Below are 24,021 nucleotides of genomic sequence, written 5' to 3' on the forward strand. Positions count from 1 at the left end.
AGCTCAGCACCGCTGGCCTGGGAATGGCTGCCGTTCTAGCCAAGGCTGCACCAAAGACCGGGCCTCCCCCAGGGCCTGGGGCCACAGCTCGGCATCGGCGAGCAGGCCCTGGCCCCGCTCCTGGGCGGCCAGTAGCCAGGGTTGGAGCAGGCGGCGCGCCACCCCGCCAAAGGCCACTCCAGCCACAAAGGGGGCGAGTTTTGGCCTTAGCTGGAGCTGCACCAGGGTTTGGCCATTGGTACCGCCCGCCAGTTGCAGGGGGCCCGGCGGGGCCAGGGGTAGGCGTGCGGCCAGCAACTTCACTGCGGCATGGGCCATGCCACCCCCCACATCACCGCTCATCGGCCGGCCATCCAACTGCCAAAGCGGCGCCAAGCCGAGATCGCGCAGCAGGCGATAACGCTGCCAAAGCTCCGCAGGCTGCACATCGATGGCCGCACTCACCGCCAGACGCCCCAAGCTGATGCCACTGGCAACCACCTGGCCAAGGCGCTCGGCAAAAGCATCTAGCCGGCCCGGCTGGGTATGGATCTCAACCGCATCGGGCCGGATCGAGGCCAGCAGGGGGGGCACGGCAGCCGGTGCCAGCACCTGGGAGTGCTCCCCAATCAGGCCATGGGGGCAGGCCGGCAGGCAGCGGCCACAGCCATAGCAACGCTCGGCCAGCACGCCCATTGAGCCGGTAGCCGCCTGGCCAATCGCCAGGGCCGGGCAGACCCTTTCACAGGGCCTGGGGCAGCCGGTTGGGCAGCGCCCGGGATCAAACCAGGCCTTGCGGAAGTGGGGATCAGCCCCATCACTGAGGCTCACCATCAGCCAGGGCCTGGTTGCACCGCGCGCCTGTGCCCAGGCGATTCCCCTTTCGATCGCCGCCGCCACGGCCAGATCAGCCGCGCCGTCGATGCAATGCACGCCTGCAAGTGCATAGATGCCGCAGAGATCCTCAATCGCGGCCAAATCCTGGTTGCTCGCCCCACAGATCAACTTGACCCAACGCCCCTGGGCCAGGGCCTGCTCAGCCACCAAATCCCTCAGACCAGAAGTTGCTCGAGGGGCTGCCAACGCAGGGAACGGGAGCCGCCCATTTCCACCACGAGCTTCAGGCGGGGCTCCCGGCGACACAGCGCCACCAGCGAACCCAACTCCGCCGTTGAGAGCACCTGGCCCTCCAAAAGCCAAAGCAGGATGGGCTGGCTGCCCTCCAGCAGGGCCCCCAACTGGGGCATCACCATCTGCACCTCTCCGACCGCTGCTCCCCGGCCCACGCTTTGGTGACCGAGGTGAGGGGGGCGCACGCCATGGAGACCGAGGAGATAGGCCTCCGGGTCACCGAGGCCCCGGGCCGAGGCCATCTGGGCCCGGTAGCCGGCCGCCCGCAGGCGACGCATCAAGCGGGTTTCGGCACCCCCTTCAAGGGGGGCGTACAAAGCCAGGGCGCCGGACCGCTCAAGGTCCTGGCGAAAACCGCGTCCTGAAAGCAGGAGAGGCATTACAAGCAGTCGCGGAGCTGGGCGCCATTCTGACAGCCAACTTCTCCAGTGCAGGGCAGACCGTGGGGTATGTTGGCCAACTGTGCTACTAATTTGTGCCCGTCCGCTAGCCGGGCCTCCAAATCACTGCACAAGGTCACCAGTGGTGGTGACCTACCTAGGCCAGTACGGAAAAAGCCGTTTGCTGTGTAAACAGCATTTCTGCAAAACCGTCGGGAAACTGCCAGAACGCACCCAATCCACTGCGATTGGGCCCGGTTCAGACAAGTCCCAGCCCGCTGATCAGAGCCCTGATCTGTCTCGCTAGCCCCTTGGTTATCGCCCCAGTTGTTGCCCGAGGCTCCGCCTTGGCCAATTGAGGCGTCCCCTTCGAGCTCTAGCCCCACAGTTCAAACGGCCCGATTCAGCTTTCATCGGCCCCACCTTTGCCTCTTGGCATGGATGGTCGATGGTCCAGCTGGCGTTGTACCTCTTCCTATGTCTATCGGCATTCTTGGGAAGAAATTGGGCATGTCCCAATTCTTCGACGACGAGGGCAGATCCATCCCGGTCACATTGATCGAGGCCGGTCCCTGCCGCATCACCCAACTCAAATCCACCAGCACCGACGGCTACGCCGCCGTGCAACTTGGTTTTGGCGACGTTCGCGAAAAGCTCGTGAACAAGCCCGCCAAGGGGCACCTGGCCAAGTCAGGCTCTGAAGTGCTGCGTCACCTGAAGGAATATCGGGTCGACAACGTGGATGGCCTGGAGCTGGGTGCCTCCATCACCGTGTCTGCCTTTGAGGCTGGCCAGAAGGTCGACGTGAGTGGCGACACCATGGGTCGCGGCTTCGCCGGTCTGCAAAAGCGCCACGGCTTCAGCCGCGGCCCCATGACCCACGGTTCCAAAAACCACCGCGAACCCGGATCGATCGGCGCAGGCACCACCCCTGGCCGCGTCTATCCCGGCAAGCGCATGGCTGGTCGCTACGGCGGCAAGCAAATCACCACCCGGGGCCTCGTGATCCTGAAAGTGGACACCGTGCACAATCTGCTGGTGGTTAAAGGTTCAGTGCCCGGCAAGCCCGGCGCCCTGCTGAACATCCGCCCGGCGAACCGGGTGGGCGCCAAAGCTGGGAACTGAGGAAAACACCTATGGCTAACTGTGTAATCCGCGACTGGCAGGGCAAAGAAGCCGGCAAGGCTGCCCTCGACCTCAAGGTCGCCAAAGAAACGTCTGCCCACGACCTGGTGCACCGCGCCGTCGTGCGTCAGCTGGCCCACGCCCGCCAGGGCACGGCCAGCACCCTGACCCGTGCCGAAGTGGCCGGTGGTGGCCGCAAGCCCTACAAACAGAAGGGCACCGGTCGGGCTCGCCAGGGCTCGATCCGCACCCCGCTCCGCCCAGGCGGTGGCGTGGTGTTCGGGCCCAAACCCCGCAGCTACAACCTGGCGATGAACCGCAAGGAACGTCGTTCGGCCCTGCGCACCGCCCTGATGAGCCGCATCGGCGACATCACCGTGGTCAAGGGCTTTGGAGCTGGGATTGAAACCCCCAAAACCAAGGAAATCACCGCCGCCCTCCAGCGTTTAGGCATTGATGCCGGCGCCAAGGTGCTGGTGGTGCTCGATGGCGCCTCCGATGCGATTCGTCGCTCGGTCCGCAACCTCGAAAAGGTCAAGTTGATCGCCGCCGATCAACTCAACGTGTTCGACCTTCTCAACGCCAACAAGTTGGTGCTGAGCGAAGAAGCACTCACGAAGATCCAGGAGGTCTACGGAGATGACTGAACGTTTTGCAGGTCGGCTCGCGGATGTGATCCGCCGGCCGCTGATCACCGAGAAGGCCACCCGCGCCCTCGAGCTCAACCAGTACACCTTTGAGGTGGATCACCGGGCTGCCAAGCCCGACATCAAGGCCGCCGTTGAACAGCTGTTCGACGTCCGCGTGGTGGGTGTGAGCACCATGAACCCCCCGCGCCGTTCGCGCCGCGTGGGCCGCTTCGCCGGCAAACGCGCCCAGGTGAAGAAAGCAGTGGTGCGCCTGGCCGAGGGCAACGCCATCCAGCTATTCCCTGAGTCCTGAGGCGTCTGAAAAACCATGGCAATCCGTAACTACCGCCCCATCACCCCCGGCACACGCACCCGCGTCGCCAGTGACTTCTCTGAGGTCACCGGCCGCGGTCGCGAGCGGGGCCTGGTGGTGGCCAAACACCGCAGCAAGGGCCGCAACAACCGCGGCGTGATCACCTGCCGCCACCGCGGCGGTGGCCACAAGCGCCTGTATCGCATCGTCGACTTCCGTCGCGACAAAGTCGGCGTGGTGGCCAAGGTGGCCGCCATCCACTACGACCCCCATCGCAACGCCCGCCTGGCCCTGCTCTTCTACACCGATGGTGAGAAGCGCTACATCCTGGCTCCGGCAGGCATTGAGATCGGTCAACAGTTGGTGTCGGGCCCCGATTCCCCGATCGAAACCGGCAACGCCCTGCCCCTTTCGGCCATCCCCCTCGGCTCGAGCGTTCACAACGTGGAGCTCTACGCCGGCAGGGGTGGCCAAATGGTGCGCACCGCTGGTGCCAGCGCCCAGGTGATGGCAAAAGAGGGCGATTACGTCGCCCTCAAGCTGCCCTCCACCGAGGTGCGTCTGGTCCGCCGTGAGTGCTACGCCACCATCGGCGAAGTGGGCAACGCCGAGGTGCGCAACACCAGCCTCGGCAAAGCTGGCCGCAAGCGCTGGCTGGGTCGCCGTCCGGAAGTCCGCGGCAGCGTCATGAACCCTTGCGATCACCCCCACGGTGGTGGCGAAGGTCGCGCTCCGATCGGCCGGTCCGGCCCTGTGACACCCTGGGGCAAACCGGCCCTAGGCCTCAAAACCCGTAAGCGGAACAAACCCAGCAATCGGTTTGTGCTCCGGAAACGTCGCCGCACCTCCAAGCGGAGCCGTGGCGGACGCGATTCCTGATGAACCACACCGCTTTGCTTTCTGCTTAAACCGCCATGGGACGTTCACTCAAAAAAGGTCCGTTTGTTGCCGACAGCCTGCTTCGCAAGCTGGAGAGACAAAACGCCGCCGACGACAAGTCCGTGATCAAAACCTGGTCACGTGCTTCCACCATCCTGCCGATGATGATTGGCCACACGATTGCCGTGCACAACGGCAAATCCCATGTGCCGGTCTACGTGACAGAACAAATGGTGGGCCACAAGCTCGGGGAATTCGCCCCCACCCGCACCTTCCGGGGCCACATCAAGGACAAGAAAGGAGGTCGCTGACGCTATGGCAAACACATCAACCAACCAAGCCCTCGCCCACGGCCGCTTCATCCGCGGTTCCGTGTCCAAAGTGCGGAGGGTTCTCGACCAGATCCGCGGCCGCACCTATCGCGAGGCGCTGATCATGCTCGAGTTCATGCCTTACCGCTCCACCGGCCCCATCACCAAGGTGTTGCGGTCGGCCGTGGCTAACGCAGAACACAACATGGGCCTTGACCCATCAACCCTGGTCATCAGCCAGGCGATCGCCGACATGGGTCCGTCCCTGAAGCGTTTTCGCCCCCGCGCCCAGGGTCGCGCCTACGCGATCAAGAAACAGACCTGCCACATCAGCATTGCTGTGGCTCCTTCCGCCTGACCCCCGAGGACACCGACTGATGGGACACAAGATCCATCCAACCGGCCTGCGCCTGGGGATCACCCAGGAACACCGCTCGCGTTGGTACGCCCCCAGCAAGACCTATCCGACCCTCCTCCAGGAGGACGACCGGATTCGTAAGTTCGTACACAAGAAGTACGGCGCCGCAGGCATCAGCGATGTGCTGATTGCCCGCAAGGCCGACCAATTGGAAGTCGAACTCAAAACCGCTCGCCCCGGCGTGCTCGTTGGCCGTCAGGGCAGCGGCATTGAGGAGCTGCGCACCGGCATCCAAAAAACCCTCGGTGATGCGACCCGCCAGGTGCGCATCAACGTGGTGGAAGTGGAGCGGGTAGATGCCGACGCCTTCCTGCTGGCCGAATACATCGCCCAGCAACTGGAAAAGCGCGTGGCATTCCGTCGCGTGATGCGGATGACCGTGCAGCGGGCCCAACGGGCCGGCGTGCTCGGCCTAAAGATCCAGGTGAGCGGCCGCCTTAACGGCGCCGAAATCGCCCGGACCGAATGGACTCGCGAAGGTCGTGTGCCCCTGCACACCCTCCGCGCCGACATCGACTACGCCACCAAGCTGGCCAGCACCACCTATGGGGTGTTGGGCATCAAGGTGTGGGTGTTCAAAGGCGAGGTTCTTCCTGGCCAAAAAGAGCAGCTGCCCGTGGGTGCAGCTCCCCGTCGGCGGACCAGCCGGCAGCCCCAACAGTTCGAAGACCGCTCCAATAAGGAGTGATCAGGAAGCCGAATCATGCTGAGTCCTAGACGCGTCAAATTCCGCAAGCAACAGCGAGGCCGCATGCGCGGTGTCGCTACTCGCGGAAACACCATTGCCTTCGGGGAATTTGCCCTGCAGGCCCAAGAGTGCGGGTGGATCACCTCCCGCCAAATCGAAGCGAGCCGGCGGGCCATGACCCGCTACGTCAAGCGGGGGGGGCAAATCTGGATACGGATTTTCCCCGACAAGCCCGTCACGATGCGCCCCGCCGAAACCCGCATGGGTTCCGGCAAGGGCAACCCAGAGTTCTGGGTGGCCGTGATCAAGCCAGGTCGCATCCTGTTCGAGATAGGGGGTCCCGACATCACCCCCGAAATCGCCAAGGAAGCCATGCGCCTGGCCCAATACAAGCTGCCTTTAAAGACCAAGTTCCTCACCCTGGCTGACCAGGAAGCGGAAGCTCTGGCCACCTCTGGCAAACCCGCCGCAGTGGAGTCCTGACCATGGCCCGACCCAACATCACCGAGGTTCGCAAGCTCTCGGGCGAAGAGATCAACGAACAGATCAATGCCACCCGGCGTGAACTGTTCACTCTGCGCTTCGAGCAAGCCACCCGCAGGCTCGAAAAGCCCCACCGTTTCAAGGAAGCTCGCATCAAGCTGGCCCATCTGATGACGGTTCAGCAGGAGCAGAAACGCTCCGCCGCCACTGCTGACTCCCCCTCCTGATTCCCCCCCCTAATTCCCATGGCAACCAAGGAAAGGGTCGGCACCGTCGTCAGCGACAAGATGGACAAAACGGTGGTGGTGGCGGTCGAAAACCGCTTCCCCCACCCCATCTATCAAAAGACGGTCAGCCGGACCACCCGTTACAAAGCCCACGACGAGGCAAACAACTGCCGCGTCGGCGACCGGGTTCGCATCACTGAGACCCGACCGCTCAGCCGCACTAAGCGCTGGACTGTGGCCGAGGTTCTCAACAGCACCAACGCCGGTTGAGGAGAGCACCCCAATGATTCAACAAGAGACCTACCTGAACGTCGCTGACAACAGTGGCGCCAAGCGCATCCAGTGCATCCGGGTGCTCGGTACCAATCGGCGCTACGCCCACGTGGGCGACGTAATCGTGGCTGCCGTCAAGGACGCCATGCCCAACATGGGCGTCAAGAAATCGGATGTGGTCAAAGCCGTGGTGGTCCGCACCAAGGCGACCCTGCGCCGGGAAACCGGCAACTCGATTCGCTTCGACGACAACGCTGCCGTGATCCTTGGTGGCGACAACAACCCCAAGGGCACCAGGGTTTTCGGCCCTGTGGCCCGGGAACTGCGCGAACGCAATTTCACCAAGATTGTGTCGCTCGCCCCGGAGGTGATCTGAAATGGCCACCGCAACCCCCAAGGCCAAGCCCCAGGTGCGCATCAAGATGCGCATCAAAAAAGGTGACACCGTCCAGGTGATTGCCGGCAAAGACAAGGGCAAAACCGGTGAAGTGATCCGCACTCTGCCGATCGAAAACCGGGTGGTTGTGCAGGGAATCAACCTGCGCACCCGCCACGTCAAGCCCACCCAGGAAGGCGAAACCGGCCGCATCGTGACCGAGGAAGCATCCGTGCATGCCTCCAACGTGATGCTCTATTCCACGACCAAAAACGTGGCCAGCCGCGTTGAGATCACGGTCGACAAGGACGGCACCAAAAAGCGCCGCCTTAAAAAGACTGGAGAAATCCTGGATTGAGTTGCCAGGCCCTTTGGGCCCAACTCCCACCCCACTCCTTTCCCGCCCCATCCACTCCTTCTGACCCAGACCAGAAGCGCTTTCCCCTCCCCGTCATGTCACTCAAAAAGAACTATCGGGAGAAGATCCAGCCCAAGTTGCTGAAAGATCTCAATCTCTCCAATATTCACGAAGTCCCCAAGGTGGTGAAAATCACCGTCAACAGGGGCCTCGGTGAAGCCGCCCAAAATGCCAAGGCCCTTGAGGCCTCGATCGTGGAGCTGGCCAACATCACCGGTCAAAAGGTGATGGTGACCCGCGCCAAGAAGGCTATTGCCGCCTTCAAGATCCGCCAGGGCATGCCGATTGGCGTGGCTGTGACACTGCGCGGTGAGCGGATGTATGCGTTCCTGGAGCGCCTGATTCACCTGGCTCTGCCCCGCATCCGTGATTTTCGCGGTGTGAGCCCCAAGAGCTTTGATGGCCGCGGGAATTACACCCTGGGGATCCGCGAACAGATCATTTTCCCCGAGATCGCCTTCGACAAGATCGATGCGATCCGGGGGATGGACGTCACCATCGTGACCAGCGCCCGTAGCGACGAAGAGGGCCGGGCCCTCCTCCGCGAGATGGGAATGCCGTTCCGCAGCAATTAGCCCTCTTCGGACCCGACCTATGGCCAATCACGACCCCATTTCTGACATGCTCACCCGCATTCGCAATGCGAGTGAGAAGCGTCACGAGACCACAAAGATTCCAGCTTCACGGCAGGTGCGCAACGTTGCCAACGTGCTGCAGCAGGAGGGCTTCATTGCCGCCATCACCGAAGAAGGTGAAGGCGTCCTGAGGCACCTGGTGCTAGAGCTGAAATACAGCGGCAAACACCGCCAGCCCACCATCCGCTCAGTGCAAAGGGTTAGCAAGCCTGGCCTGCGCGTTTACAAGAACAATCGTCAGCTGCCCAAGGTTTTGGGCGGCCTCGGTGTGGCCATCATCTCCACCTCTAAAGGAGTGATGAGCGACCGCGACGCCCGCAAGCAGGGCGTCGGTGGCGAAGTGCTCTGCTACGTCTACTGATCCTGGGAATTTGATCCATGTCTCGTATTGGTAAAGCACCGATTCCCCTCCCCGAAAAGGTGAGTGTCAGCCTCAATGGCCTGGCAGTCACCGTGAAGGGCCCCAAGGGTGAACTTTCTCGCACCCTCCCCGATGGGGTGCAAATCTCCCAGGACGGCAACACTCTGGTGGTGAGCCCCAGCACGGAAACCCGACGCTCCCGCGAGCGCCATGGCCTGTGCCGGACCCTCGTCGCCAACATGGTGGAAGGCGTCAGCCAGGGCTACACCAAAAAGCTCGAAATCGTTGGCGTGGGCTACCGCGCCGCCGTGCAGGGCAAAAAACTGGTGGTGAGCGCCGGCTACAGCCACCAGGTGGAAATGCTGCCCCCCGATGGAGTCACCTTCACCGTGGAAGGCAACACCACCGTTTTTGTCTCTGGTGCCAACAAGGAACTTGTGGGCAATGAGGCCGCCAAGGTCCGCGCCATTCGTCCGCCGGAGCCCTACAAGGGCAAGGGCATCAAATACGAGGGTGAGCGCATCCTGCGCAAGGCCGGTAAGACCGGTAAGAAATGAGGTCTGCCTGAGAGCCGTTACCCTGTATCCCTATGTCTTCCATTTCCCGCAAACAGCAGACCCAGAAGCGTCACCGCCGCCTGCGTCGCCTTCTCTCCGGCACTGCCCAACGTCCGCGTTTGGCCGTGTTCCGTTCCAACAATCACATCTACGCCCAGGTCATCGACGACGCCTCCCAGAACACCCTCTGTGCAGCGTCGACCCTCGACAAAGATCTGCGCACCAGTCTTGAAACCAGTGCCACCTGCGATGCCTCCGTGGCCGTTGGTGCCTTGGTCGCCAAGCGTGCCCTGGCTAAGGGCATCCAGCAGGTGGTCTTCGATCGCGGCGGCAACCTGTACCACGGCCGGGTGAAAGCCCTGGCTGACGCCGCCCGGGAAGCGGGCCTTCAGTTCTGATCCCTGCTCTCACCATGACCGAATCCAACGACCAGATCCAAACCAACGCCATTCCTGGAGCGGCGGATGTTCCTGCAGCGGCCGATGGCCAGCAGGAGCGCCGCGGTGGCCGCGGTGAAGGCCGTGGCGGCGGCGGCGGCGGCGGCGACCGCCGTGGCGGCGGCGGCGGCCGGGGCCGCGACAACCGCAGGGGCCAGGAGCGCGACTCCGAATGGCAGGAGCGCGTGGTGCAAATCCGCCGTGTCTCCAAAACCGTCAAGGGCGGCAAGAAGATGAGCTTCAGGGCCATCATTGTTGTCGGCAACGAACGGGGCCAGGTCGGCGTTGGCGTCGGCAAGGCCGGTGATGTGATCGGCGCCGTCCGCAAGGGCGTGGCCGATGGCAAGAAGCACCTGGTGAAGGTGCCCCTCACCCGCCACAGCTCCATCCCAACCCTCAGCAATGGCCGCGATGGCGCCGCCAGTGTCTTGATTCGGCCGGCCGCCCCAGGTACCGGTGTTATCGCGGGTGGTTCGATCCGCACGGTGCTGGAACTCGCCGGCATCAAAAACGTGCTCGCCAAGCGCCTGGGTTCAAAAACCCCCCTCAACAACGCCCGCGCTGCCATCGAAGCCCTGGCTGGCCTCCGCACCCACAAGGAGACCGCCAAGGAGCGGGGCATCTCCCTCGAGCAGATTTACTCCTGAGATTCCCCATGTCTTTCACTCTTCAAACCCTTAAGTCCAATCCCGGTGCAAGGCGCCGCAAACTGCGCAAGGGCCGTGGCATCGCCGCCGGCCAAGGTGCCAGCTGCGGTTTCGGCATGCGTGGTCAAAAGTCCCGCTCGGGTAGCCCCACCCGGCCTGGCTTTGAAGGTGGCCAAATGCCCCTTTACCGTCGCATCCCCAAGCTCAAGCACTTTGAACTGGTGAACCGCAAGGAATTCACCGTGATCAACGTGGCCAAGCTTGCCGAGATCAAGGCCGGCAGCACGGTGAGCCTCGATTCCCTCGTCAAAGATGGAATTGTCACTAGCCCCAAGCATCCCCTCAAGATCCTCGGGAATGGTGAGTTGGCCGTCAAACTCACCGTCCAGGCAACCGCCTTTACGGCCAGCGCCCGCACCAAAATCGAAGCAGCTGGCGGCAGCTGCGAACTGGTCTGATCACCTCCTTTCTCTGGTCGCCCAATGGCCTACGGGGTTGGGCGGTCTAAGGTCTGAGCCGTCTGCTTGAGCCCCTGGCCAGCAGGCGGCTTTTGTTTGGCTAGTCACCGCCCAGGGCCCACCCCAGGCATGCTGCCAGCTGGATCCCATCCCTCTCCCGCCCAGATTCACCATGCTGCTTAGCCGGGGCCGAAACCCCAGTGCCGGGGAAATCCTCAGCCAGTTGATCCAATCCAAGGGCCTGCGCGACCGGGTGCTCACCACCCTGGCCCTGCTGCTTGTGGTGCGGCTGGGGATCTACATCCCCATGCCGGGCATTGATCGGGTGGCCTTTGCCGACTTCCTTTCAAAAGGCGGGCAGCTGATTGGCTTCCTCGACATCTTCACCGGCGGCGGACTCTCCACCCTGGGGGTATTTGCCCTGGGGATCCTGCCCTTCATTAACGCCTCGATCATCATCCAGTTGCTCACGGCAGCCCTTCCCCAGCTGGAGGATCTCCAAAAAAACGAAGGGGAGGCTGGTCGGCGCAAAATCGCCCAAATCACCCGCTATGTGGCCCTGGGTTGGGGGATCCTGCAAAGCACGGTCTTTGCCCTGATCCTGAGGCAATACGCCACGGAGGGCCTCTCGGAGCCGGTGTTTGTGATCCAAACGGCCCTGGCGCTGGTCACAGGCTCGATGGTGGTGATGTGGATATCTGAGGTGATCACTGAAAGGGGAATTGGCCAAGGCGCATCCCTGGTGATCTTCGTAAACATCGTGGCCACCCTGCCCAAGGCCCTGGGCTCCACCGTCGAGTTGGCCCAAAGCGGCGACCGCAGCACCGTGGGGGGAATTGTGGTGCTGGTGGTTGTTTTCCTACTCACCATCGTGGGCATCATCTTTGTGCAGGAGGGCAACCGCCGTATCCCCATCGTCAGCGCCAAACGCCAGGTGGGCGGAGCCAGTCTGCTGGCCGCACGCCAGAGCTACCTGCCGCTCAAGCTCAATGCCGGAGGCGTGATGCCGATCATTTTTGCCTCGGCAGTTGTGTTCCTGCCCCTAACCATCGCCAACCTGACCCGCAACCCATTGCTGATCCAGGTGGCGGGATACCTCAATCCCAACAGCAATACGCCCTGGGTTTACGCCCTGGTGTTCTTCGGCCTGATCTGCGGCTTTGGCTTTTTCTATGCCTCGCTCACGGTCAATCCGGTCGACATCGCCACCAACCTCAAGCGGGGCGGCGTAGCGATCCCAGGCATCCGGCCAGGCTCCGCAACCGCCACCTACTTGAGCGGAGTGCAAAACCGTCTCACCCTTCTAGGCGGCGTGTTCCTCGGGGCGGTGGCGATCATCCCCTCCGCTGTTGAAGGCGCCACCCAGGTGCGGACCTTTCAAGGCCTGGGGGCCACCTCCCTGCTGATCCTGGTGGGCGTCGCCATCGACACCGCCAAGCAGGTCCAGACCTACGTGATCTCCCAGCGCTACGAAGGGATGGTACGCCAATAGGCCCGAGGGCGGCCAGGGCAAATTCCTGCCAAACCCGCCAGCTGTTTTCCGTTTATTTGCATTGCAAGCCATGAAACAACGCCTTCTTTTCCTCGGTCCCCCCGGGGCCGGCAAGGGCACCCAGGCCCAACAACTGGCCGTGGCCAAGGGCCTGTTGCACCTCTCTACCGGCGACCTGCTGCGGGCAGAGGTCCAGGCCGGCAGTGCCTTGGGGCAAGAGGCCGAGGCCGTCATGGCCAGGGGCGAGCTCGTGAGCGATGCCCTGGTGCTGGCGATCGTGCGGGGCCGACTAGAGAGCCATCAGGGCGGCTGGCTGCTCGATGGCTTTCCCCGCAACCTGGCCCAGGCCGAAGCCCTGGGCCAGCTCCTTGATGACCTGGGCCAACAGATCGAATTGGTTGTGCTGATGGAGCTCGACGACGACCTCCTGATCCAACGCCTGCTGAGCCGGGGCCGCACCGATGACAACGAAGCAGTGATTCGCCACCGCCTCGAGGTCTACCGCGAACAGACCGCACCGCTGATCAGCCACTACCGCAGCAGGGGCCTGCTGGAGGCGGTCGAGGCCGCTGGCAGCGTCGAAACGATTGCCGATCGCATCACAGACCTTCTGGCCTGAGGCCAGTTGACCTGTGTGATAGGTTGCTCGTTTGCAATTTCGGAGAGCACTACTCCCATGAAGGTGCGTGCCTCAGTGAAAAAAATGTGTGAGAAGTGCCGGGTGATTCGTCGCCACGGCAGGGTAATGGTCATCTGCACCAACCCCAAGCACAAGCAGCGCCAGGGCTGACCAGCCCCATGGCCGCCCTCCGGGGCAGCTGCTCCAGCCCGTTTACGCCAATTTGGCCCGGGCTGAGCTCCATTTGTTCCAACTGAATCGTTTTCCCACGTGGCTCGGATTGCCGGCGTTGATATCCCTCGCGACAAGCGAGTCGAGATCTCTCTCACCTATGTGTATGGCATTGGCTTGACCCGTGCCCACAAGATCCTGGCCAAAACCGGGGTCAACCCTGACACCCGGGTGAAGGATCTCAGCGACGCCGACGTGCAAAAGCTGCGCGGCGCTGCTGAGGGCTTCACCCTCGAAGGGGACCTGCGGCGCCAGGAGGGCATGGCCCTCAAGCGTTTGCAGGACATCGGCTGCGTCCGCGGCCGTCGCCACCGCATGGGCCTGCCCGTGCGCGGTCAACGCACCCGGACCAATGCCCGTACCCGCCGTGGTGCGCGCAAAACCGTGGCCGGCAAGAAGAAATAGGCCCCAGCGGCCCCTTCTTCACCCCAGCCCGACTCCCTGTCTTAAGGCTCCATTCCCCAAGCAGCCCTGCCGCCAACCTCCCCGTAAGCCTGATTTTTCAGGCCTGCCCAAGGGTCACCGGCGTCACCAGGGCGCTCCCCAGACGTTTCCTGATCACCTCCTGCTCCTGCAGGCCTACCAACCATGGCAAAGCCAGCCAAAAAATCGGGCCCCAAAAAGGCCAAACGCAATGTGCCCAACGGCGTTGCGCACATCCAAAGCACCTTCAACAACACGATCGTGTCGATTACCGACACAGCCGGTGAGGTGATTTCCTGGAGCTCCGCCGGAGCCAGTGGCTTCAAGGGCGCCCGCAAAGGCACCCCCTTTGCCGCCCAAACCGCTGCTGAAGCAGCCGGTCGCCGGGCCATGGAACAGGGCATGCGCCAAATCGAAGTGCTGGTGAGGGGCCCCGGTTCCGGTCGGGAAACCGCCATTCGCGCCCTTCAGGTTGCTGGTCTGGAAATCACCCTGATCCGCGATGTCACACCCCTGCCCCACAACGGCTGCCGTCGCTCCAAGCGTCGTCGCGTCTGATTTGTCGTTGACCTAGCCCCTCGGGCGCAACTTTCCAACCTTTCGACCCTTCAGACCGTGTTGCATTACCAAATTGACCGGATTGAGCACCAGATCTCTGAAGATCGCTCCCAAATGGGCGTCTTCCTGATCGGCCCCCTCGATCGCGGCCAAGCCACCACCCTGGGGAACGCCCTGCGCCGGGTCCTGATTGGCAGCCTCGAGGGCAGTGCCATCACCGCCGTCCGCATCTCCGGCGTTAACCACGAGTACGCCACGGTCCCCGGGGTGCGCGAAGACGTGCTCGACATCCTGCTCAACTGCAAACAGATCTCGGTCAACAGCCGCAACCGGGAGCTCGAGATCGGCCGCCTGACGGTCAACGGTCCCGCCACCGTGACCGCCTCAGATCTGCAGTTTTCTTCCCAGGTGCAGGTAATCGACGGCAACCGCCTAATCGCCACCGTGGCCGAAGGCCACAACCTGGAGTTGGAAGTGCATGTGGAGCGCGGCGTTGGCTACAGGCCTGTCAATCGCCACAGCGAAGACACCAGCGCCATCGACCTGCTCCAAATTGATGCGGTCTTCAAACCCGTCAAACGGGTCAACTACACAGTCGATGAAACCGCCGTGGGTGAAGGTGGTTCGGCCCGAGAGCGCCTGCGCCTGGAAATTGAAACCAACGGCAGCGTCACCCCCGACGACGCCATGGCCCAAGCCGCCAACCAGTTGATCGCCCTGTTCCAGCCCCTGGCAAGCCTTTCTCTGGTGGAGGAGCCAGGCCTGGAGCCCGAGCCCTCGGCCGAGGCCCAAATCCCCCTCGAGGAGCTCAACCTCTCGGTGCGGGCTTACAACTGCCTGAAGCGGGCCCAGGTCAACTCCGTATCCGACCTGATGGGCTTCAGCTACGAAGACCTGCTCGAGATCAAAAACTTCGGCTCCAAGTCGGCCGATGAAGTTATCGAAGCGCTAGAGCGCATCGGTATCATCCTCCCCCAAAGCCGCACCAGCGCCTGATCGGCGGCCCCGCCCCCTACCTAACCAGACCCATGAGACACCAGTGCCGAGTCCCCATGTTGGGACGCCCCGCCGACCAACGCAAAGCGATGCTGCGGGGTCTTACCACCCAGCTAATCCGCGAGGGCCGGGTGACCACCACCAAGGCGCGGGCCAAGGCCCTGCGCGATGAAGCCGAGCGAATGATCAGCCTGGCCAAGGACGGCAGCCTGCCTGCCCGCAGGCGGGCGATTGGCTACATCTATGACAAACAGCTGGTTCACGCCCTGTTTGACAAGGCCCAGGACCGCTACGGCGATCGCAATGGCGGCTACACCCGCATCATTCGCACCGTGCCCCGTCGGGGTGACAACGCCGAAATGGCAATCATCGAGCTGGTTTGAACCGGAACCGATCTAATCCAGGCCGCGGCGAGCCCAGGTTCACCGCGGTTTTTTAATGGCTTCACTTACCCCCAATTTCTGCGAAAACCCCCAGGGCCAGCTCCAAAGGATTGCCCTCTGCCTTCAATACGACGGCTCTTCCTACTGCGGCTGGCAAAAGCAGCGCAACGCCCCCAGCGTTCAAGAACGGCTGGAGAAGGCGATTGCCGAGCTAGATCCCCACAGGCCGGTCCATAGCGTGGCGGCGGGACGCACCGACACCGGTGTGCATGCGGCAGGCCAAGTGGTGCACTTTGATGCGGCCGGGCCCATACCTCCAGAACGCTGGGCCAAGGCCCTCAATGGCCGCCTACCGGCCACGATCCGGGTGCGCTCCGCAACGGTGGTGAAAAGCGATTGGCACGCCTGCTTCGCTGCCAACTACCGGCGTTATCGCTACACCATTTACAACGGCCGCACCCCCAACCTATTTCTGGCGCCCTGGTCCTGGCACCGCTACCGGCGGCGACTGGATGAAAGGGCCATGGCCGAGGTTCTTGAAGAAATGCTCGGGGAGCACGATTTCTCCGCCTTTCAGCGGGCCGGAAGCCGCCGGGCCAACGCCCGCACCACCCTGCAAGAGGTGCTAGTCGAGCGCCAGGGCGATCTGGTAACTACGGAACTGCAGGCCAGCGGCTTCCTCTACGGCATGGTCAGGCTGGTGATGGGCCAATTGGTGGCCGTCGGCGAGGGCAGCCTGGGGACGGCGGCCTTCAGGGAACGCTGGCGCAATCTGCGCCGCAGTGAAATCAGGGATTCCGCTCCCCCGCAAGGGCTTTGCCTGCTACGGGTGGGCTATCCCCAGGAGATATTCCAAAAAGCTGCCTGGTATGATTCACAACCGCGGTATTCGTTGGAATGCCCCGATTCGCCTCCGTTGTGCTAGCCCCGTCTCCCCACCAAGGGCGACGACAGGCCAAGCGGTAAGGTCATTGAATCAGGTTGAAACCCTGTCTCGGCAGTTCAACCCATCTCCCAACGCACCCATTCCCAGCATTTGCGTTGGGGCCCTCCTATCCGGCTCGCCGGTGTTTGATCAGGCGACATGAACAAGACCCCTCTTCCTTCCATTGATTCCCTAGAGCGCCAGTGGTATCTGGTGGATGCTGAGAATCAAACCCTCGGTCGCCTGGCGAGCGAAGTGGCCCAGGTTCTGCGCGGCAAGAACAAGCCCTGCTACACCCCCCACCTGGACACTGGTGATTTTGTGGTGATCATCAACGCCGACAAGGTGAGGGTGAGCGGTAACAAGGCCAACCAAAAGATCTACCGCCGCCATTCCGGCCGTCCCGGCGGCATGAAGACCGAAACCTTTGAGCACCTGCAAGCTCGCCTGCCCGAGCGGATCGTCGAGAAGGCGATCAAGGGCATGCTTCCCCACAACGCCCTGGGCCGTCAGCTGTTCCGCAAACTGAAGGTTTATAAGGGTGCCGAGCACCCCCACGGCGCCCAGCAGCCCCAAGCCCTCGCCCTCGATCCCGCCACCGCCGCCAACCAATGAGCACCTCCAACAAAGTCGTCTATTGGGGTACAGGTCGTCGCAAGACCGCGGTGGCCCGTGTGCGCGTAGTTCCCGGCAGTGGCACCGTGACCATCAACGGCCGCCCCGGTGACAACTACCTGAACTACAACCCGGTTTACCTGGCGGCAGTCCAAGCTCCCCTCAAAACCCTGGGCCTGGCCAAGGAGTACGACATCCTTGTCAATGTGCGTGGCGGCGGCCTGACCGGCCAAGCCGATGCCATTAAGCAAGGTGCGGCCCGCGCCCTTTGCGAGCTTTCCCCCGACAACCGCAAGCCGCTGAAAACCGAAGGTCACCTCAGCCGCGACCCCCGCGCCAAGGAGCGCCGCAAGTACGGCCTGAAGAAAGCCCGTAAGGCTCCTCAGTTCTCCAAGCGCTGATTTTCTTTTTTCCCTTTCAGCAGCATTCTTTCCCAGCCATGGCCAAGGCAGACATCCATCCCACCTGGTACCCCGATGCCAAGGTGATTTGCAACGGAGAAGTGGTTATGACCACTGGCTCCACCTCACCTGAGATCAACGTTGATGTGTGGAGTGGCAACCACCCCTTCTACACAGGCACCCAAAAAATCCTCGATACCGAGGGAAGGGTGGACCGCTTCATGCGCAAGTACGGCATGGGTGGTGGTGAAGCCGCTGCCCCCGCCGACAAGAAGGCTGCGCCAGCCGAAGCAGCTCCAGCCCAGCCAGCGGCGAGCGCGATGGAACCACCCGCTGAAGCACCCGCTGAAGCAGACGCCTGATTGGGCCAGGGCGGTTTGACGCCCAAACCCCATCGCCATGGACCTAAACCTGCTCCACGGGCGTCTGGAAACGGCCCGTCGCACCTTTGAAACCCTGGAACGGCAGCTGGCCGATCCAGCTGTGGCCTCCAACCCCACCCAACTGCAGGCCATAGCCCGGGAGCGTTCCCGGCTAGAACCCCTGGTGCTCGACCACCAGCAGCTGCAAAAGCTGGAGCAGGAAGAAAGTGATGCCAGGGCCCTGCTCAAGGAACACCGGGGCGACCCGGCGATGGAGCAACTTGCCAACGAAGAGCTGGCCTGCCTTGCAGAAGCCATGGCCGGCCTGCGCCAGAAGCTCACCCTTGCCCTGCTGCCCAGGGATCCCCGCGACGAACGCAGCGTGATGCTGGAAATCAGGGCCGGTGCCGGTGGCGACGAGGCGGCCATCTGGGCAGGGGATCTGGCCCGAATGTATGAGCGCTATGCCCAAACCATCGGCTGGAAGGTCGATCCGGTCAGTGCCTCAGAAGCCGAACTTGGCGGCTATAAGGAGTTGATCCTGGCCATCAAGGGGGAAGGGGTTTTTAGCCAGCTCAAATTTGAGGCGGGGGTCCATCGGGTACAAAGGGTGCCGGCCACCGAATCCCAGGGGCGGGTGCACACCTCAACGGCCACCGTGGCGGTAATGCCCGAGGCAGACCCCGTGGAGGTGCAAATTGACCCCACCGAAATTGAACTGAGCACGGCCCGTTCCGGTGGCGCTGGCGGTCAAAACGTCAACAAGGTGGAAACGGCCGTCGACCTGCTGCACAAACCGACAGGCATCAGGGTCTTCTGCACCCAAGAGCGCTCCCAGCTACAGAACAGGGAACGGGCCATGGAGATCCTGCGGGCCAAGCTCTACGAGCGCAAGCTGGCTGAGGCAAATGCCGAGGAGCGCTCCATTCGGCTAGCCCAGGTCGGCAGCGGCGACCGCAGTGAAAAAATCCGCACCTACAACTACAAGGACAGCCGCACCACCGACCACCGCCTAGGCCGCAACTTCAGCCTGGAGCCGGTGCTTAATGGGCAGCTGCAGGACCTAATTGGGGCGTGCATTGCCGCCGATCAAAGCCGCCAACTGGAGGAACTGGCCGCCGAAGTGGCCGGCTAGGCAGCCCTTTCATCGCAGCTGCCAATCACGTACTTGGCCCACTCCAGGTGCTGGCCAGCATGGATTTGGCGGCGGGCCTCAAAACTGAGACTGCCCATGGGCCGATGGGGGCTGCGGGCCAGGGGCATGCCCGCCTCCTTCGGGGTGCGGTTGCCCTTGCGCACATTGCAGGGCAAACAGGCCGTGGTCACGTTCTCCCAGGTGTCGCCGCCGCCCCGGCTGCGGGGGAAAACATGGTCTACGGAGAGACGCTCTCCGCTGCAGCCGCAGTATTGGCAGCGGTGGCCATCGCGCTGAAAAAGATTGCGTCGAGTCAGGGGCAACTGCCTGTAGGGCACCCGCACAAATTGCCGCAGGCGAATCACGGTAGGCAGGAGATAATCCTCCCTAATCACGTGGGCTTGATCATGCTCAAGCCCCACTGCCTTGCCCTTGAGCAACATCACCATGGCCCGCCGCCACGTGGTGATATTCAAAGGTTCGTAGGACGCGTTCAGAACGAGAACGTGGCCCATGCCAGCACCCGTATTACGCGGCATGCTAGTGCCAATAATCCGCGACGATGGTGACCCAGGCCACCAATCCACCTTGGCCCCAGGCCAATTTCCCAAGCGCTGAGGGGCTGGAGCGCCAGCGCGCCTGGGTGGAGGTGGATTGCTCCGCCATTGCCGCCAATGCCCGAAGCATTCGGCTGCAACTGGCCGAATCCACCCAACTAATGGCAGTGGTCAAGGCCGATGGTTACGGCCATGGCGCTGTAGCCGTGGCCCAGGCCGCCCTTTCTGGAGGTGCCAGTTCGTTTGGGGTGGCGACCCTGGCTGAAGGCATTGAATTACGCCAGGCCGGCATCCGGGCCCCAGTACTGGTGCTGGGAAACCTCAACAGCGTTGAGGAGTTGCGCAATTGCCTGCACTGGGAGCTGATGCCCACCATTAGCGGCATGCGCGAAGCCCTGCTCTGTCAAAACCTGGCCCAAAGCAGTGGCCGGCGCATGGCCCTGCAGCTCAAGCTGGATACGGGCATGGCCCGCCTCGGGGCCGACTGGCAGGAGGGCCCCAGGATTGTGGCCGCCATCGCCGACCTAGACGCAGTAAACCTGGCGGGGGTCTATTCCCACCTGGCCAGTGCCGATGCCCCGCCCAACTCCGACGATGGCACTACGGATGAACAGCAGCGGCGCTTCGAGGCGGTGCTTGGGGCCCTCCAGACGCAAGGCCTGGATTCGGGTTGTCGCCACCTGGCCAATTCGGCGGGCACCCTGCGCCACCAAAATCTCCACTACGACCTGGTGAGGGTTGGACTGGCCCTCTACGGCCACAGGCCCGCCGCCCATTTAGGCAATGGGATGCCCCTGAAAAGCGCCATGCGCATCCATGCGCGGGTAAGCCTGATCCGGGAGGTGGCAGCCGCGGTTGGCGTCAGCTATGGCCACCGCTTCCGCACCAGCCGGGCCAGCCGTCTGGCGGTGGTGGGGATCGGCTACGCCGATGGCGTGCCACGCCAGCTCTCAAACCAAATGGAGGTGCTGTTTGGCCAGCAGCGCCTGCCCCAGGTGGGCGCCATCACCATGGACCAGCTGGTGGTCGATGCCAGCGACTGCCCAGGCCTGGAGGTGGGTTCGGTACTGACCCTGCTGGGCGAGGAGGGCGGCCAAGAAATCACCCCAGCCGACTGGAGTGGGCGCTGCCAAACAATCCCCTGGGAAATCCTCTGTGGCTTCAAGCACCGACTACCCAGGCTTGATGCCAAGGGCTGACGGCTCCCAACCAAGCGTCAGTGCACTGATAAGCTCATCGGGCCACTGGAGAGGTGGCTGAGTGGTTGAAAGCGGCTCCCTGCTAAGGAGTTATAGGAGGTAACTTCTATCGAGGGTTCGAATCCCTCCCTCTCCGTTGTCTAAGCCAATCCACCTGCCACGGCTTTAACTGCGGCAGGTGGAAGTTAGGCGTGCGGCCAACTCCGGCAGCAGTTGGACATCGCGGGCACAGCCCTCGCCCTCACTGAAGACCACCAGCAGCATGGGCCTGTGGCCTGGCGCTTCCACGTAGGCGGCGTCATGGCGTGCCTGGCTCATCCAGCCGGCCTTGCTCCACAGCCGAGCCCCCTGGGGCAGACCAGCCCCTAAAAAACCATCCACCTGGTTTTCCGGATCGGCAGCCCGCAGCTCCCGATCCAAACTGCGCTCCAGCAGCCCGCGCATGCGGCCGCAGGCGGGCGGCGAGACCAGGGCCGAAGCCATAATCCCTTGGAGCAGGCGGGCCGTTAGATCGGTGCTGAGGCGGTTACGGTTTTCCAGCTGGGCCCCGTAAAAATCCCGCTCGCGGCCAAAGGGTCCATCCCCCCAGGTTTTCTGGCAGACATTGCAGCCCGACCATTCAGGCCAAGCCAGCTGGCCATACCACCGGTTCACCAGCTGGCGCTGGCCAATCCAGGCTGCCATCGCTTCAGGCGCCAGCTCCGGGCCACTGGTGGTCCCGCTGAGGCGATCTACCACCAGGGAAGTGGCATCGTTGCTGGAATCTCGGATCATGGCGGCCAGGGCCCGGCGCAATTCGTCCGATTCCTGGAGCCAATCGGCCTGGAGCCAGGCCTCAGCTGCCACCAAATAAAAAGCTTTGACCACGCTGGCTGGATAGCGGGGTCGATCTCCTGCCCAGCTGGCAGCCTGCACGGGCCTGGACCAAAACTCTGCCCCGCCCAGATCAGCTGCCTGCCCCACCAGGGAAGACTCGTAACTCAACCAGGTGATCGAGAGTTGCTGGGCCAGGCCGGGGCGGCCCTCGAGCTCCAGGGCGCGTACCAAATCGGCCAGGGTCTGGCCCATGGCCGGATCAGGGTTGTAGAACGCCATCACTGCCGGCAAGCGCTGTGGCGACATTAGGCACCAGGAACCCTGTCGTTTTAAGCCCCGTGCCTTTGGGTTCACCTGCGGCCCCCGAATGGTTACGGGCAGGCACTATCTGGCGGCTGCTGGGGCCGATCAACCTCTTCAGCCGTCCGAGGGGTTCCTCCCTGGCAACCCAGGCCTGGGCCGGTCGCCACCTGCTGGTGCTCGAGGGGCCAGCGCCCCAAGCCATGGCGACGGCGGCTATCTCCCGCAGATTGCCAGTGCGCCTGCTGGATGATGGCTATCCGGGCTGGATTGAAGTAGATGCCCTGCTGGGCCAGGCCGTTAGCGCCCAACGCCCGAGGAACCAGCTACTGGATCGCAGCGCCATTGCCAAGCGGCTTGATGGGGTTGTGGCGTGGGCCCTTGCCGCCCAGCAACAGGCCAACAGCTACCTCTGGGGCGGCAGCCTCGGGCCTGATTTCGACTGCTCGGGCCTACTGCAAAGTGCCTATGCCTCCCAGGGCATCTGGATACCCAGGGACGCCTACCTGCAGGAGCGCTTCTGCCAGCCGGTGGCCGTACGGCCTGGGGTGAGCCAGCTGATGTTGCCTGGAGATCTGATCTTTTTTGGCACTCCCCAGCGCTGCACCCATGTGGGCCTCCATCTGGGCCAAGGCGCCTACCTGCACAGCTCCGGGTCAAGCAACGGCCACAACGGTCTGGCCATCGACAACCTGGCCCCCCAGAACAGCAACCCCGTGGCCTGCCACTACCGGGAAAGCCTTCGGGGCGCCGGCAGGGTAATGCGCTGCCATGACGGCACTGCTCTGCCATGAAGACCCTGCCCGCCTAGTTTCGAGGCCTGGAGCATCCACCCCATGTCTGCTGTTCAGCTCTCCGTAGTGGTGCCCCTCTACAACGAGCAGGAGAGCCTCAGGCCCCTGATGGGCCAACTGCTCGGCGCCCTAAGGCCCCTGGGTTTGGGCTTTGAAATAGTGCTGGTGGATGACGGCTCCAAGGATCAAACCGCTGCCGTACTGGCCGAGCTGGGCGGGGAGGTGCCAGAGCTGGTGGCGGTGCTGTTGCGGCGCAACTACGGCCAAACAGCTGCCATGGCCGCAGGCTTCGATGCCAGCAGCGGCGCCGTGATTGTGACCCTCGATGGGGACCTCCAAAACGATCCCGCCGACATTCCCCTGCTCCTCAACCGACTGGAGGAGGGTTACGACCTGGTCAGCGGCTGGCGACATCGACGAAAAGACGCAGCCATCAGCCGGTTGCTGCCATCCCTGCTGGCCAATTTGCTGATCGCCCGGGTCACCGGCGTGCGCCTACACGACTACGGCTGCTCCCTAAAGGCCTACCGCCGGGAGGTGCTGGAAGACCTCAACCTCTACGGCGAACTGCATCGCTTCCTACCCGCATTGGCCTTCATCGAGGGCGCCAGGATCAGCGAAGTGAAGGTGAACCACCAACCGCGCCGTTTTGGTGAAAGCAAATACGGGATCGATCGCACCTTCCGGGTGCTGATGGATCTGCTGACGGTGTGGTTCATGAAGCGCTTTCTGACCCGACCAATGCATGTCTTTGGCCTCTGGGGCCTCGGATCGATCGGGCTGGGAATGGTGCTCAGCTTCTATCTCCTGGGGGAAAAGGTGTTTGCCCAGGCCGACATCGGCAACCGGCCGCTGCTGATGGTGGCGTTTCTAGCCCTGATTACCGGAGTACAGCTCTTCTGCTTTGGCCTGCTGGCAGAGGTACAAATGCGCACTTATCACGAAAGTCAAGGCCGACCCATCTACCGGGTCAGGGCGGCATTGCGGGGCAAACGCCCCTGAGGCTTGGCGCTGGCCAAGGCCCCTGGACTGCCCCTGAAAAGATCCATGGCCCGAGCCGCCTCATGGGCCACCTGGGGGCTGACATCGCGCAGGCCACGCTTCAGCAAAGGCAGGGTGCTGCGGTGGCCCCAGGCCCGAGCGGCCTGGATGGCAGCCAAGCGCGAGCCAGTATCTCCCTGGAGTTGATGTTGCAAAAGGCGAAGCAAGTCAGCTCGCTCGCGGGCCCCTGCAGGGGCAACAAAAGCTGCGGCAGTGCCGCCAGCCACGGCAGCAGCCTCCTGGACCAGCTCAATTTGGGTCCTGTTCAACAGGGCAACGGCGGCGGCATCGAGACCGACCAGCGGCGAAGGCCGACGCCGGCTGCTTAACCACAACAGGACGGCCAAAACCGCTGCAGCTGCACCAAGGGATTGGGGGTTCATGGATTGAACTTTTATGTCGCCAAATCGGGCCCAGGAAGGTGGCCCCGGGCGAGCTCTTTACAGTAC

The 24,021-nt window shown here is 63.0% G+C and carries 38 protein-coding genes and 1 tRNA gene; 34 read left to right on the top strand and 5 right to left on the bottom strand.

The window, feature by feature from the left end; translation table 11 throughout:
• Positions 1 to 3 precede the first annotated feature (3 nt).
• Entirely contained in the window at positions 4 to 1,026 is a 1,023-nt protein-coding gene (locus KBY49_RS10670; protein WP_254934873.1) for an LdpA C-terminal domain-containing domain, read from the bottom strand.
• Between the two features lie 5 nt (positions 1,027 to 1,031).
• Positions 1,032 to 1,490 (bottom strand): NAD(P)H-quinone oxidoreductase subunit N, encoded by a 459-nt coding sequence (locus tag KBY49_RS10675; RefSeq protein ID WP_254934801.1) that lies wholly within the window; start codon positions 1,488 to 1,490, stop codon positions 1,032 to 1,034.
• Between the two features lie 477 nt (positions 1,491 to 1,967).
• On the opposite strand from KBY49_RS10675, the gene rplC reads away from it, so the two are divergent.
• The 30 genes from rplC to prfA all read left to right on the top strand — a co-directional run bounded on the left by rplC (position 1,968) and on the right by prfA (position 18,865).
• A complete protein-coding gene (gene rplC / locus KBY49_RS10680) occupies positions 1,968 to 2,615 on the top strand; it encodes a 50S ribosomal protein L3 (RefSeq protein WP_254934802.1) in 648 nt (215 codons plus the stop codon).
• Between the two features lie 11 nt (positions 2,616 to 2,626).
• Entirely contained in the window at positions 2,627 to 3,262 is a 636-nt protein-coding gene (gene rplD, locus KBY49_RS10685) for a 50S ribosomal protein L4 (RefSeq protein ID WP_254934803.1), read from the top strand.
• Positions 3,255 to 3,557, top strand: a complete 303-nt coding sequence (locus tag KBY49_RS10690) for a 50S ribosomal protein L23 (protein ID WP_254934804.1) — start codon at positions 3,255 to 3,257, stop codon at positions 3,555 to 3,557. The genes rplD and KBY49_RS10690 overlap by 8 nt, the downstream gene beginning before the upstream one ends.
• Positions 3,558 to 3,572: 15 nt before the next feature.
• On the top strand, positions 3,573 to 4,436 hold the full coding sequence (gene rplB, locus KBY49_RS10695; RefSeq protein ID WP_254934805.1) for a 50S ribosomal protein L2: 864 nt from the start codon (positions 3,573 to 3,575) through the stop codon (positions 4,434 to 4,436).
• A gap of 35 nt (positions 4,437 to 4,471) precedes the next feature.
• Positions 4,472 to 4,747, top strand: coding sequence for a 30S ribosomal protein S19 (gene rpsS / locus KBY49_RS10700; RefSeq protein WP_254934806.1), 276 nt, complete (start codon positions 4,472 to 4,474; stop codon positions 4,745 to 4,747).
• 4 nt (positions 4,748 to 4,751) lie between these two features.
• On the top strand, positions 4,752 to 5,105 hold the full coding sequence (gene rplV, locus KBY49_RS10705) for a 50S ribosomal protein L22 (protein ID WP_254934807.1): 354 nt from the start codon (positions 4,752 to 4,754) through the stop codon (positions 5,103 to 5,105).
• Positions 5,106 to 5,124: 19 nt separating this feature from the next.
• On the top strand, positions 5,125 to 5,853 hold the full coding sequence (gene rpsC / locus KBY49_RS10710; RefSeq protein WP_254934808.1) for a 30S ribosomal protein S3: 729 nt from the start codon (positions 5,125 to 5,127) through the stop codon (positions 5,851 to 5,853).
• 15 nt (positions 5,854 to 5,868) lie between these two features.
• On the top strand, positions 5,869 to 6,336 hold the full coding sequence (gene rplP, locus KBY49_RS10715; protein WP_254934809.1) for a 50S ribosomal protein L16: 468 nt from the start codon (positions 5,869 to 5,871) through the stop codon (positions 6,334 to 6,336).
• Positions 6,337 to 6,338: 2 nt separating this feature from the next.
• Entirely contained in the window at positions 6,339 to 6,563 is a 225-nt protein-coding gene (gene rpmC, locus KBY49_RS10720; protein WP_254934810.1) for a 50S ribosomal protein L29, read from the top strand.
• Positions 6,564 to 6,581: 18 nt separating this feature from the next.
• Complete coding sequence (rpsQ, locus tag KBY49_RS10725) at positions 6,582 to 6,833, top strand: 30S ribosomal protein S17 (RefSeq protein ID WP_254934811.1); 252 nt, start codon at positions 6,582 to 6,584, stop codon at positions 6,831 to 6,833.
• A gap of 13 nt (positions 6,834 to 6,846) precedes the next feature.
• The gene (rplN, locus tag KBY49_RS10730; RefSeq protein WP_254934812.1) at positions 6,847 to 7,212 is read left to right on the top strand and encodes a 50S ribosomal protein L14; all 366 of its coding nucleotides are present in this window, start codon (positions 6,847 to 6,849) and stop codon (positions 7,210 to 7,212) included.
• Position 7,213: 1 nt separating this feature from the next.
• Entirely contained in the window at positions 7,214 to 7,570 is a 357-nt protein-coding gene (rplX, locus tag KBY49_RS10735) for a 50S ribosomal protein L24 (RefSeq protein WP_254934813.1), read from the top strand.
• A gap of 95 nt (positions 7,571 to 7,665) precedes the next feature.
• A complete protein-coding gene (gene rplE / locus KBY49_RS10740) occupies positions 7,666 to 8,205 on the top strand; it encodes a 50S ribosomal protein L5 (protein WP_254934814.1) in 540 nt (179 codons plus the stop codon).
• A 19-nt stretch (positions 8,206 to 8,224) separates the two neighbouring features.
• On the top strand, positions 8,225 to 8,626 hold the full coding sequence (rpsH, locus tag KBY49_RS10745) for a 30S ribosomal protein S8 (protein WP_254934815.1): 402 nt from the start codon (positions 8,225 to 8,227) through the stop codon (positions 8,624 to 8,626).
• Positions 8,627 to 8,643: 17 nt separating this feature from the next.
• The gene (gene rplF, locus KBY49_RS10750) at positions 8,644 to 9,183 is read left to right on the top strand and encodes a 50S ribosomal protein L6 (RefSeq protein WP_254934816.1); all 540 of its coding nucleotides are present in this window, start codon (positions 8,644 to 8,646) and stop codon (positions 9,181 to 9,183) included.
• A gap of 32 nt (positions 9,184 to 9,215) precedes the next feature.
• Positions 9,216 to 9,581 carry a 50S ribosomal protein L18 gene (gene rplR / locus KBY49_RS10755; protein WP_254934817.1) on the top strand — a complete coding sequence of 122 codons (366 nt, stop codon included), beginning with the start codon at positions 9,216 to 9,218 and terminating at the stop codon, positions 9,579 to 9,581.
• Positions 9,582 to 9,595: 14 nt separating this feature from the next.
• A complete protein-coding gene (gene rpsE / locus KBY49_RS10760) occupies positions 9,596 to 10,267 on the top strand; it encodes a 30S ribosomal protein S5 (RefSeq protein ID WP_254934818.1) in 672 nt (223 codons plus the stop codon).
• An 8-nt stretch (positions 10,268 to 10,275) separates the two neighbouring features.
• On the top strand, positions 10,276 to 10,725 hold the full coding sequence (rplO, locus tag KBY49_RS10765) for a 50S ribosomal protein L15 (RefSeq protein ID WP_254934819.1): 450 nt from the start codon (positions 10,276 to 10,278) through the stop codon (positions 10,723 to 10,725).
• A 172-nt stretch (positions 10,726 to 10,897) separates the two neighbouring features.
• The gene (gene secY / locus KBY49_RS10770; RefSeq protein ID WP_254934820.1) at positions 10,898 to 12,217 is read left to right on the top strand and encodes a preprotein translocase subunit SecY; all 1,320 of its coding nucleotides are present in this window, start codon (positions 10,898 to 10,900) and stop codon (positions 12,215 to 12,217) included.
• A gap of 70 nt (positions 12,218 to 12,287) precedes the next feature.
• The gene (locus KBY49_RS10775) at positions 12,288 to 12,836 is read left to right on the top strand and encodes an adenylate kinase (protein ID WP_254934821.1); all 549 of its coding nucleotides are present in this window, start codon (positions 12,288 to 12,290) and stop codon (positions 12,834 to 12,836) included.
• Positions 12,837 to 12,893: 57 nt separating this feature from the next.
• Entirely contained in the window at positions 12,894 to 13,007 is a 114-nt protein-coding gene (rpmJ, locus tag KBY49_RS10780; RefSeq protein WP_007100636.1) for a 50S ribosomal protein L36, read from the top strand.
• Between the two features lie 99 nt (positions 13,008 to 13,106).
• The gene (rpsM, locus tag KBY49_RS10785) at positions 13,107 to 13,472 is read left to right on the top strand and encodes a 30S ribosomal protein S13 (protein WP_254934822.1); all 366 of its coding nucleotides are present in this window, start codon (positions 13,107 to 13,109) and stop codon (positions 13,470 to 13,472) included.
• A gap of 183 nt (positions 13,473 to 13,655) precedes the next feature.
• Positions 13,656 to 14,048: a 30S ribosomal protein S11 gene (gene rpsK / locus KBY49_RS10790; protein ID WP_254934823.1), complete on the top strand. Its 393-nt coding sequence runs from the start codon at positions 13,656 to 13,658 to the stop codon at positions 14,046 to 14,048.
• A gap of 57 nt (positions 14,049 to 14,105) precedes the next feature.
• Positions 14,106 to 15,044 (top strand): DNA-directed RNA polymerase subunit alpha, encoded by a 939-nt coding sequence (locus tag KBY49_RS10795; protein ID WP_254934824.1) that lies wholly within the window; start codon positions 14,106 to 14,108, stop codon positions 15,042 to 15,044.
• Positions 15,045 to 15,076: 32 nt separating this feature from the next.
• Positions 15,077 to 15,427, top strand: a complete 351-nt coding sequence (rplQ, locus tag KBY49_RS10800; protein ID WP_254934825.1) for a 50S ribosomal protein L17 — start codon at positions 15,077 to 15,079, stop codon at positions 15,425 to 15,427.
• 55 nt (positions 15,428 to 15,482) lie between these two features.
• Entirely contained in the window at positions 15,483 to 16,352 is an 870-nt protein-coding gene (gene truA, locus KBY49_RS10805) for a tRNA pseudouridine(38-40) synthase TruA (protein ID WP_254934826.1), read from the top strand.
• A 159-nt stretch (positions 16,353 to 16,511) separates the two neighbouring features.
• Positions 16,512 to 16,967 carry a 50S ribosomal protein L13 gene (gene rplM / locus KBY49_RS10810; RefSeq protein WP_254934827.1) on the top strand — a complete coding sequence of 152 codons (456 nt, stop codon included), beginning with the start codon at positions 16,512 to 16,514 and terminating at the stop codon, positions 16,965 to 16,967.
• Entirely contained in the window at positions 16,964 to 17,368 is a 405-nt protein-coding gene (gene rpsI / locus KBY49_RS10815) for a 30S ribosomal protein S9 (protein ID WP_254934828.1), read from the top strand. The genes rplM and rpsI overlap by 4 nt, the downstream gene beginning before the upstream one ends.
• 38 nt (positions 17,369 to 17,406) lie before the next feature.
• Positions 17,407 to 17,730, top strand: coding sequence for a 50S ribosomal protein L31 (rpmE, locus tag KBY49_RS10820; RefSeq protein ID WP_254934829.1), 324 nt, complete (start codon positions 17,407 to 17,409; stop codon positions 17,728 to 17,730).
• Between the two features lie 37 nt (positions 17,731 to 17,767).
• A complete protein-coding gene (gene prfA, locus KBY49_RS10825) occupies positions 17,768 to 18,865 on the top strand; it encodes a peptide chain release factor 1 (RefSeq protein ID WP_254934830.1) in 1,098 nt (365 codons plus the stop codon).
• On the opposite strand, the gene KBY49_RS10830 is transcribed toward prfA, so the two are convergent.
• Positions 18,862 to 19,380, bottom strand: coding sequence for an HNH endonuclease (locus KBY49_RS10830; RefSeq protein ID WP_254934874.1), 519 nt, complete (start codon positions 19,378 to 19,380; stop codon positions 18,862 to 18,864). The genes prfA and KBY49_RS10830 overlap by 4 nt on opposite strands.
• 107 nt (positions 19,381 to 19,487) lie before the next feature.
• On the opposite strand from KBY49_RS10830, the gene alr reads away from it, so the two are divergent.
• The gene (alr, locus tag KBY49_RS10835) at positions 19,488 to 20,621 is read left to right on the top strand and encodes an alanine racemase (protein WP_254934875.1); all 1,134 of its coding nucleotides are present in this window, start codon (positions 19,488 to 19,490) and stop codon (positions 20,619 to 20,621) included.
• A gap of 47 nt (positions 20,622 to 20,668) precedes the next feature.
• Positions 20,669 to 20,757 (top strand) — tRNA-Ser (locus tag KBY49_RS10840).
• 29 nt (positions 20,758 to 20,786) lie between these two features.
• Here the strand turns inward: KBY49_RS10840 and KBY49_RS10845 are convergent.
• Entirely contained in the window at positions 20,787 to 21,716 is a 930-nt protein-coding gene (locus KBY49_RS10845) for a serine hydrolase (protein ID WP_254934876.1), read from the bottom strand.
• Positions 21,717 to 21,775: 59 nt separating this feature from the next.
• On the opposite strand from KBY49_RS10845, the gene KBY49_RS10850 reads away from it, so the two are divergent.
• Positions 21,776 to 22,531, top strand: coding sequence for a C40 family peptidase (locus KBY49_RS10850; protein WP_254934831.1), 756 nt, complete (start codon positions 21,776 to 21,778; stop codon positions 22,529 to 22,531).
• A 42-nt stretch (positions 22,532 to 22,573) separates the two neighbouring features.
• Positions 22,574 to 23,533 (top strand): glycosyltransferase family 2 protein, encoded by a 960-nt coding sequence (locus tag KBY49_RS10855; protein WP_254934832.1) that lies wholly within the window; start codon positions 22,574 to 22,576, stop codon positions 23,531 to 23,533.
• Here the strand turns inward: KBY49_RS10855 and KBY49_RS10860 are convergent.
• The gene (locus KBY49_RS10860) at positions 23,494 to 23,955 is read right to left on the bottom strand and encodes a HEAT repeat domain-containing protein (protein ID WP_254934833.1); all 462 of its coding nucleotides are present in this window, start codon (positions 23,953 to 23,955) and stop codon (positions 23,494 to 23,496) included. The two genes, KBY49_RS10855 and KBY49_RS10860, sit on opposite strands and share 40 nt — an antisense overlap.
• Between the last annotated feature and the right edge of the window lie 66 nt (positions 23,956 to 24,021).

This window comes from Cyanobium sp. WAJ14-Wanaka (genome assembly GCF_024345375.1).
In the GTDB taxonomy this organism is placed as follows: Bacteria; Cyanobacteriota; Cyanobacteriia; order PCC-6307; family Cyanobiaceae; genus Cyanobium_A.

Coding starts and splice junctions, on each gene's coding strand:
- rplD (WP_254934803.1), top strand. CDS start 2,627: ATGGCTAACTGTGTAATCCGCGACTGGCAGGGCAAAGAAGCCGGCAAG.
- KBY49_RS10830 (WP_254934874.1), bottom strand. CDS start 19,380: ATGGGCCACGTTCTCGTTCTGAACGCGTCCTACGAACCTTTGAATATC.
- rpmJ (WP_007100636.1), top strand. CDS start 12,894: ATGAAGGTGCGTGCCTCAGTGAAAAAAATGTGTGAGAAGTGCCGGGTG.
- rpsH (WP_254934815.1), top strand. CDS start 8,225: ATGGCCAATCACGACCCCATTTCTGACATGCTCACCCGCATTCGCAAT.
- secY (WP_254934820.1), top strand. CDS start 10,898: ATGCTGCTTAGCCGGGGCCGAAACCCCAGTGCCGGGGAAATCCTCAGC.
- rpsI (WP_254934828.1), top strand. CDS start 16,964: ATGAGCACCTCCAACAAAGTCGTCTATTGGGGTACAGGTCGTCGCAAG.
- KBY49_RS10775 (WP_254934821.1), top strand. CDS start 12,288: ATGAAACAACGCCTTCTTTTCCTCGGTCCCCCCGGGGCCGGCAAGGGC.
- rplO (WP_254934819.1), top strand. CDS start 10,276: ATGTCTTTCACTCTTCAAACCCTTAAGTCCAATCCCGGTGCAAGGCGC.
- rplR (WP_254934817.1), top strand. CDS start 9,216: ATGTCTTCCATTTCCCGCAAACAGCAGACCCAGAAGCGTCACCGCCGC.
- truA (WP_254934826.1), top strand. CDS start 15,483: ATGGCTTCACTTACCCCCAATTTCTGCGAAAACCCCCAGGGCCAGCTC.
- rpsS (WP_254934806.1), top strand. CDS start 4,472: ATGGGACGTTCACTCAAAAAAGGTCCGTTTGTTGCCGACAGCCTGCTT.
- rpmE (WP_254934829.1), top strand. CDS start 17,407: ATGGCCAAGGCAGACATCCATCCCACCTGGTACCCCGATGCCAAGGTG.
- rpsE (WP_254934818.1), top strand. CDS start 9,596: ATGACCGAATCCAACGACCAGATCCAAACCAACGCCATTCCTGGAGCG.
- prfA (WP_254934830.1), top strand. CDS start 17,768: ATGGACCTAAACCTGCTCCACGGGCGTCTGGAAACGGCCCGTCGCACC.
- KBY49_RS10690 (WP_254934804.1), top strand. CDS start 3,255: ATGACTGAACGTTTTGCAGGTCGGCTCGCGGATGTGATCCGCCGGCCG.
- rplN (WP_254934812.1), top strand. CDS start 6,847: ATGATTCAACAAGAGACCTACCTGAACGTCGCTGACAACAGTGGCGCC.
- KBY49_RS10855 (WP_254934832.1), top strand. CDS start 22,574: ATGTCTGCTGTTCAGCTCTCCGTAGTGGTGCCCCTCTACAACGAGCAG.
- rpmC (WP_254934810.1), top strand. CDS start 6,339: ATGGCCCGACCCAACATCACCGAGGTTCGCAAGCTCTCGGGCGAAGAG.
- KBY49_RS10860 (WP_254934833.1), bottom strand. CDS start 23,955: ATGAACCCCCAATCCCTTGGTGCAGCTGCAGCGGTTTTGGCCGTCCTG.
- rplB (WP_254934805.1), top strand. CDS start 3,573: ATGGCAATCCGTAACTACCGCCCCATCACCCCCGGCACACGCACCCGC.
- rplC (WP_254934802.1), top strand. CDS start 1,968: ATGTCTATCGGCATTCTTGGGAAGAAATTGGGCATGTCCCAATTCTTC.
- KBY49_RS10675 (WP_254934801.1), bottom strand. CDS start 1,490: ATGCCTCTCCTGCTTTCAGGACGCGGTTTTCGCCAGGACCTTGAGCGG.
- rpsK (WP_254934823.1), top strand. CDS start 13,656: ATGGCAAAGCCAGCCAAAAAATCGGGCCCCAAAAAGGCCAAACGCAAT.
- rpsC (WP_254934808.1), top strand. CDS start 5,125: ATGGGACACAAGATCCATCCAACCGGCCTGCGCCTGGGGATCACCCAG.
- rplX (WP_254934813.1), top strand. CDS start 7,214: ATGGCCACCGCAACCCCCAAGGCCAAGCCCCAGGTGCGCATCAAGATG.
- rplM (WP_254934827.1), top strand. CDS start 16,512: ATGAACAAGACCCCTCTTCCTTCCATTGATTCCCTAGAGCGCCAGTGG.
- rpsQ (WP_254934811.1), top strand. CDS start 6,582: ATGGCAACCAAGGAAAGGGTCGGCACCGTCGTCAGCGACAAGATGGAC.
- rplP (WP_254934809.1), top strand. CDS start 5,869: ATGCTGAGTCCTAGACGCGTCAAATTCCGCAAGCAACAGCGAGGCCGC.
- rplQ (WP_254934825.1), top strand. CDS start 15,077: ATGAGACACCAGTGCCGAGTCCCCATGTTGGGACGCCCCGCCGACCAA.
- rplV (WP_254934807.1), top strand. CDS start 4,752: ATGGCAAACACATCAACCAACCAAGCCCTCGCCCACGGCCGCTTCATC.
- KBY49_RS10845 (WP_254934876.1), bottom strand. CDS start 21,716: ATGGCGTTCTACAACCCTGATCCGGCCATGGGCCAGACCCTGGCCGAT.
- rplF (WP_254934816.1), top strand. CDS start 8,644: ATGTCTCGTATTGGTAAAGCACCGATTCCCCTCCCCGAAAAGGTGAGT.
- rplE (WP_254934814.1), top strand. CDS start 7,666: ATGTCACTCAAAAAGAACTATCGGGAGAAGATCCAGCCCAAGTTGCTG.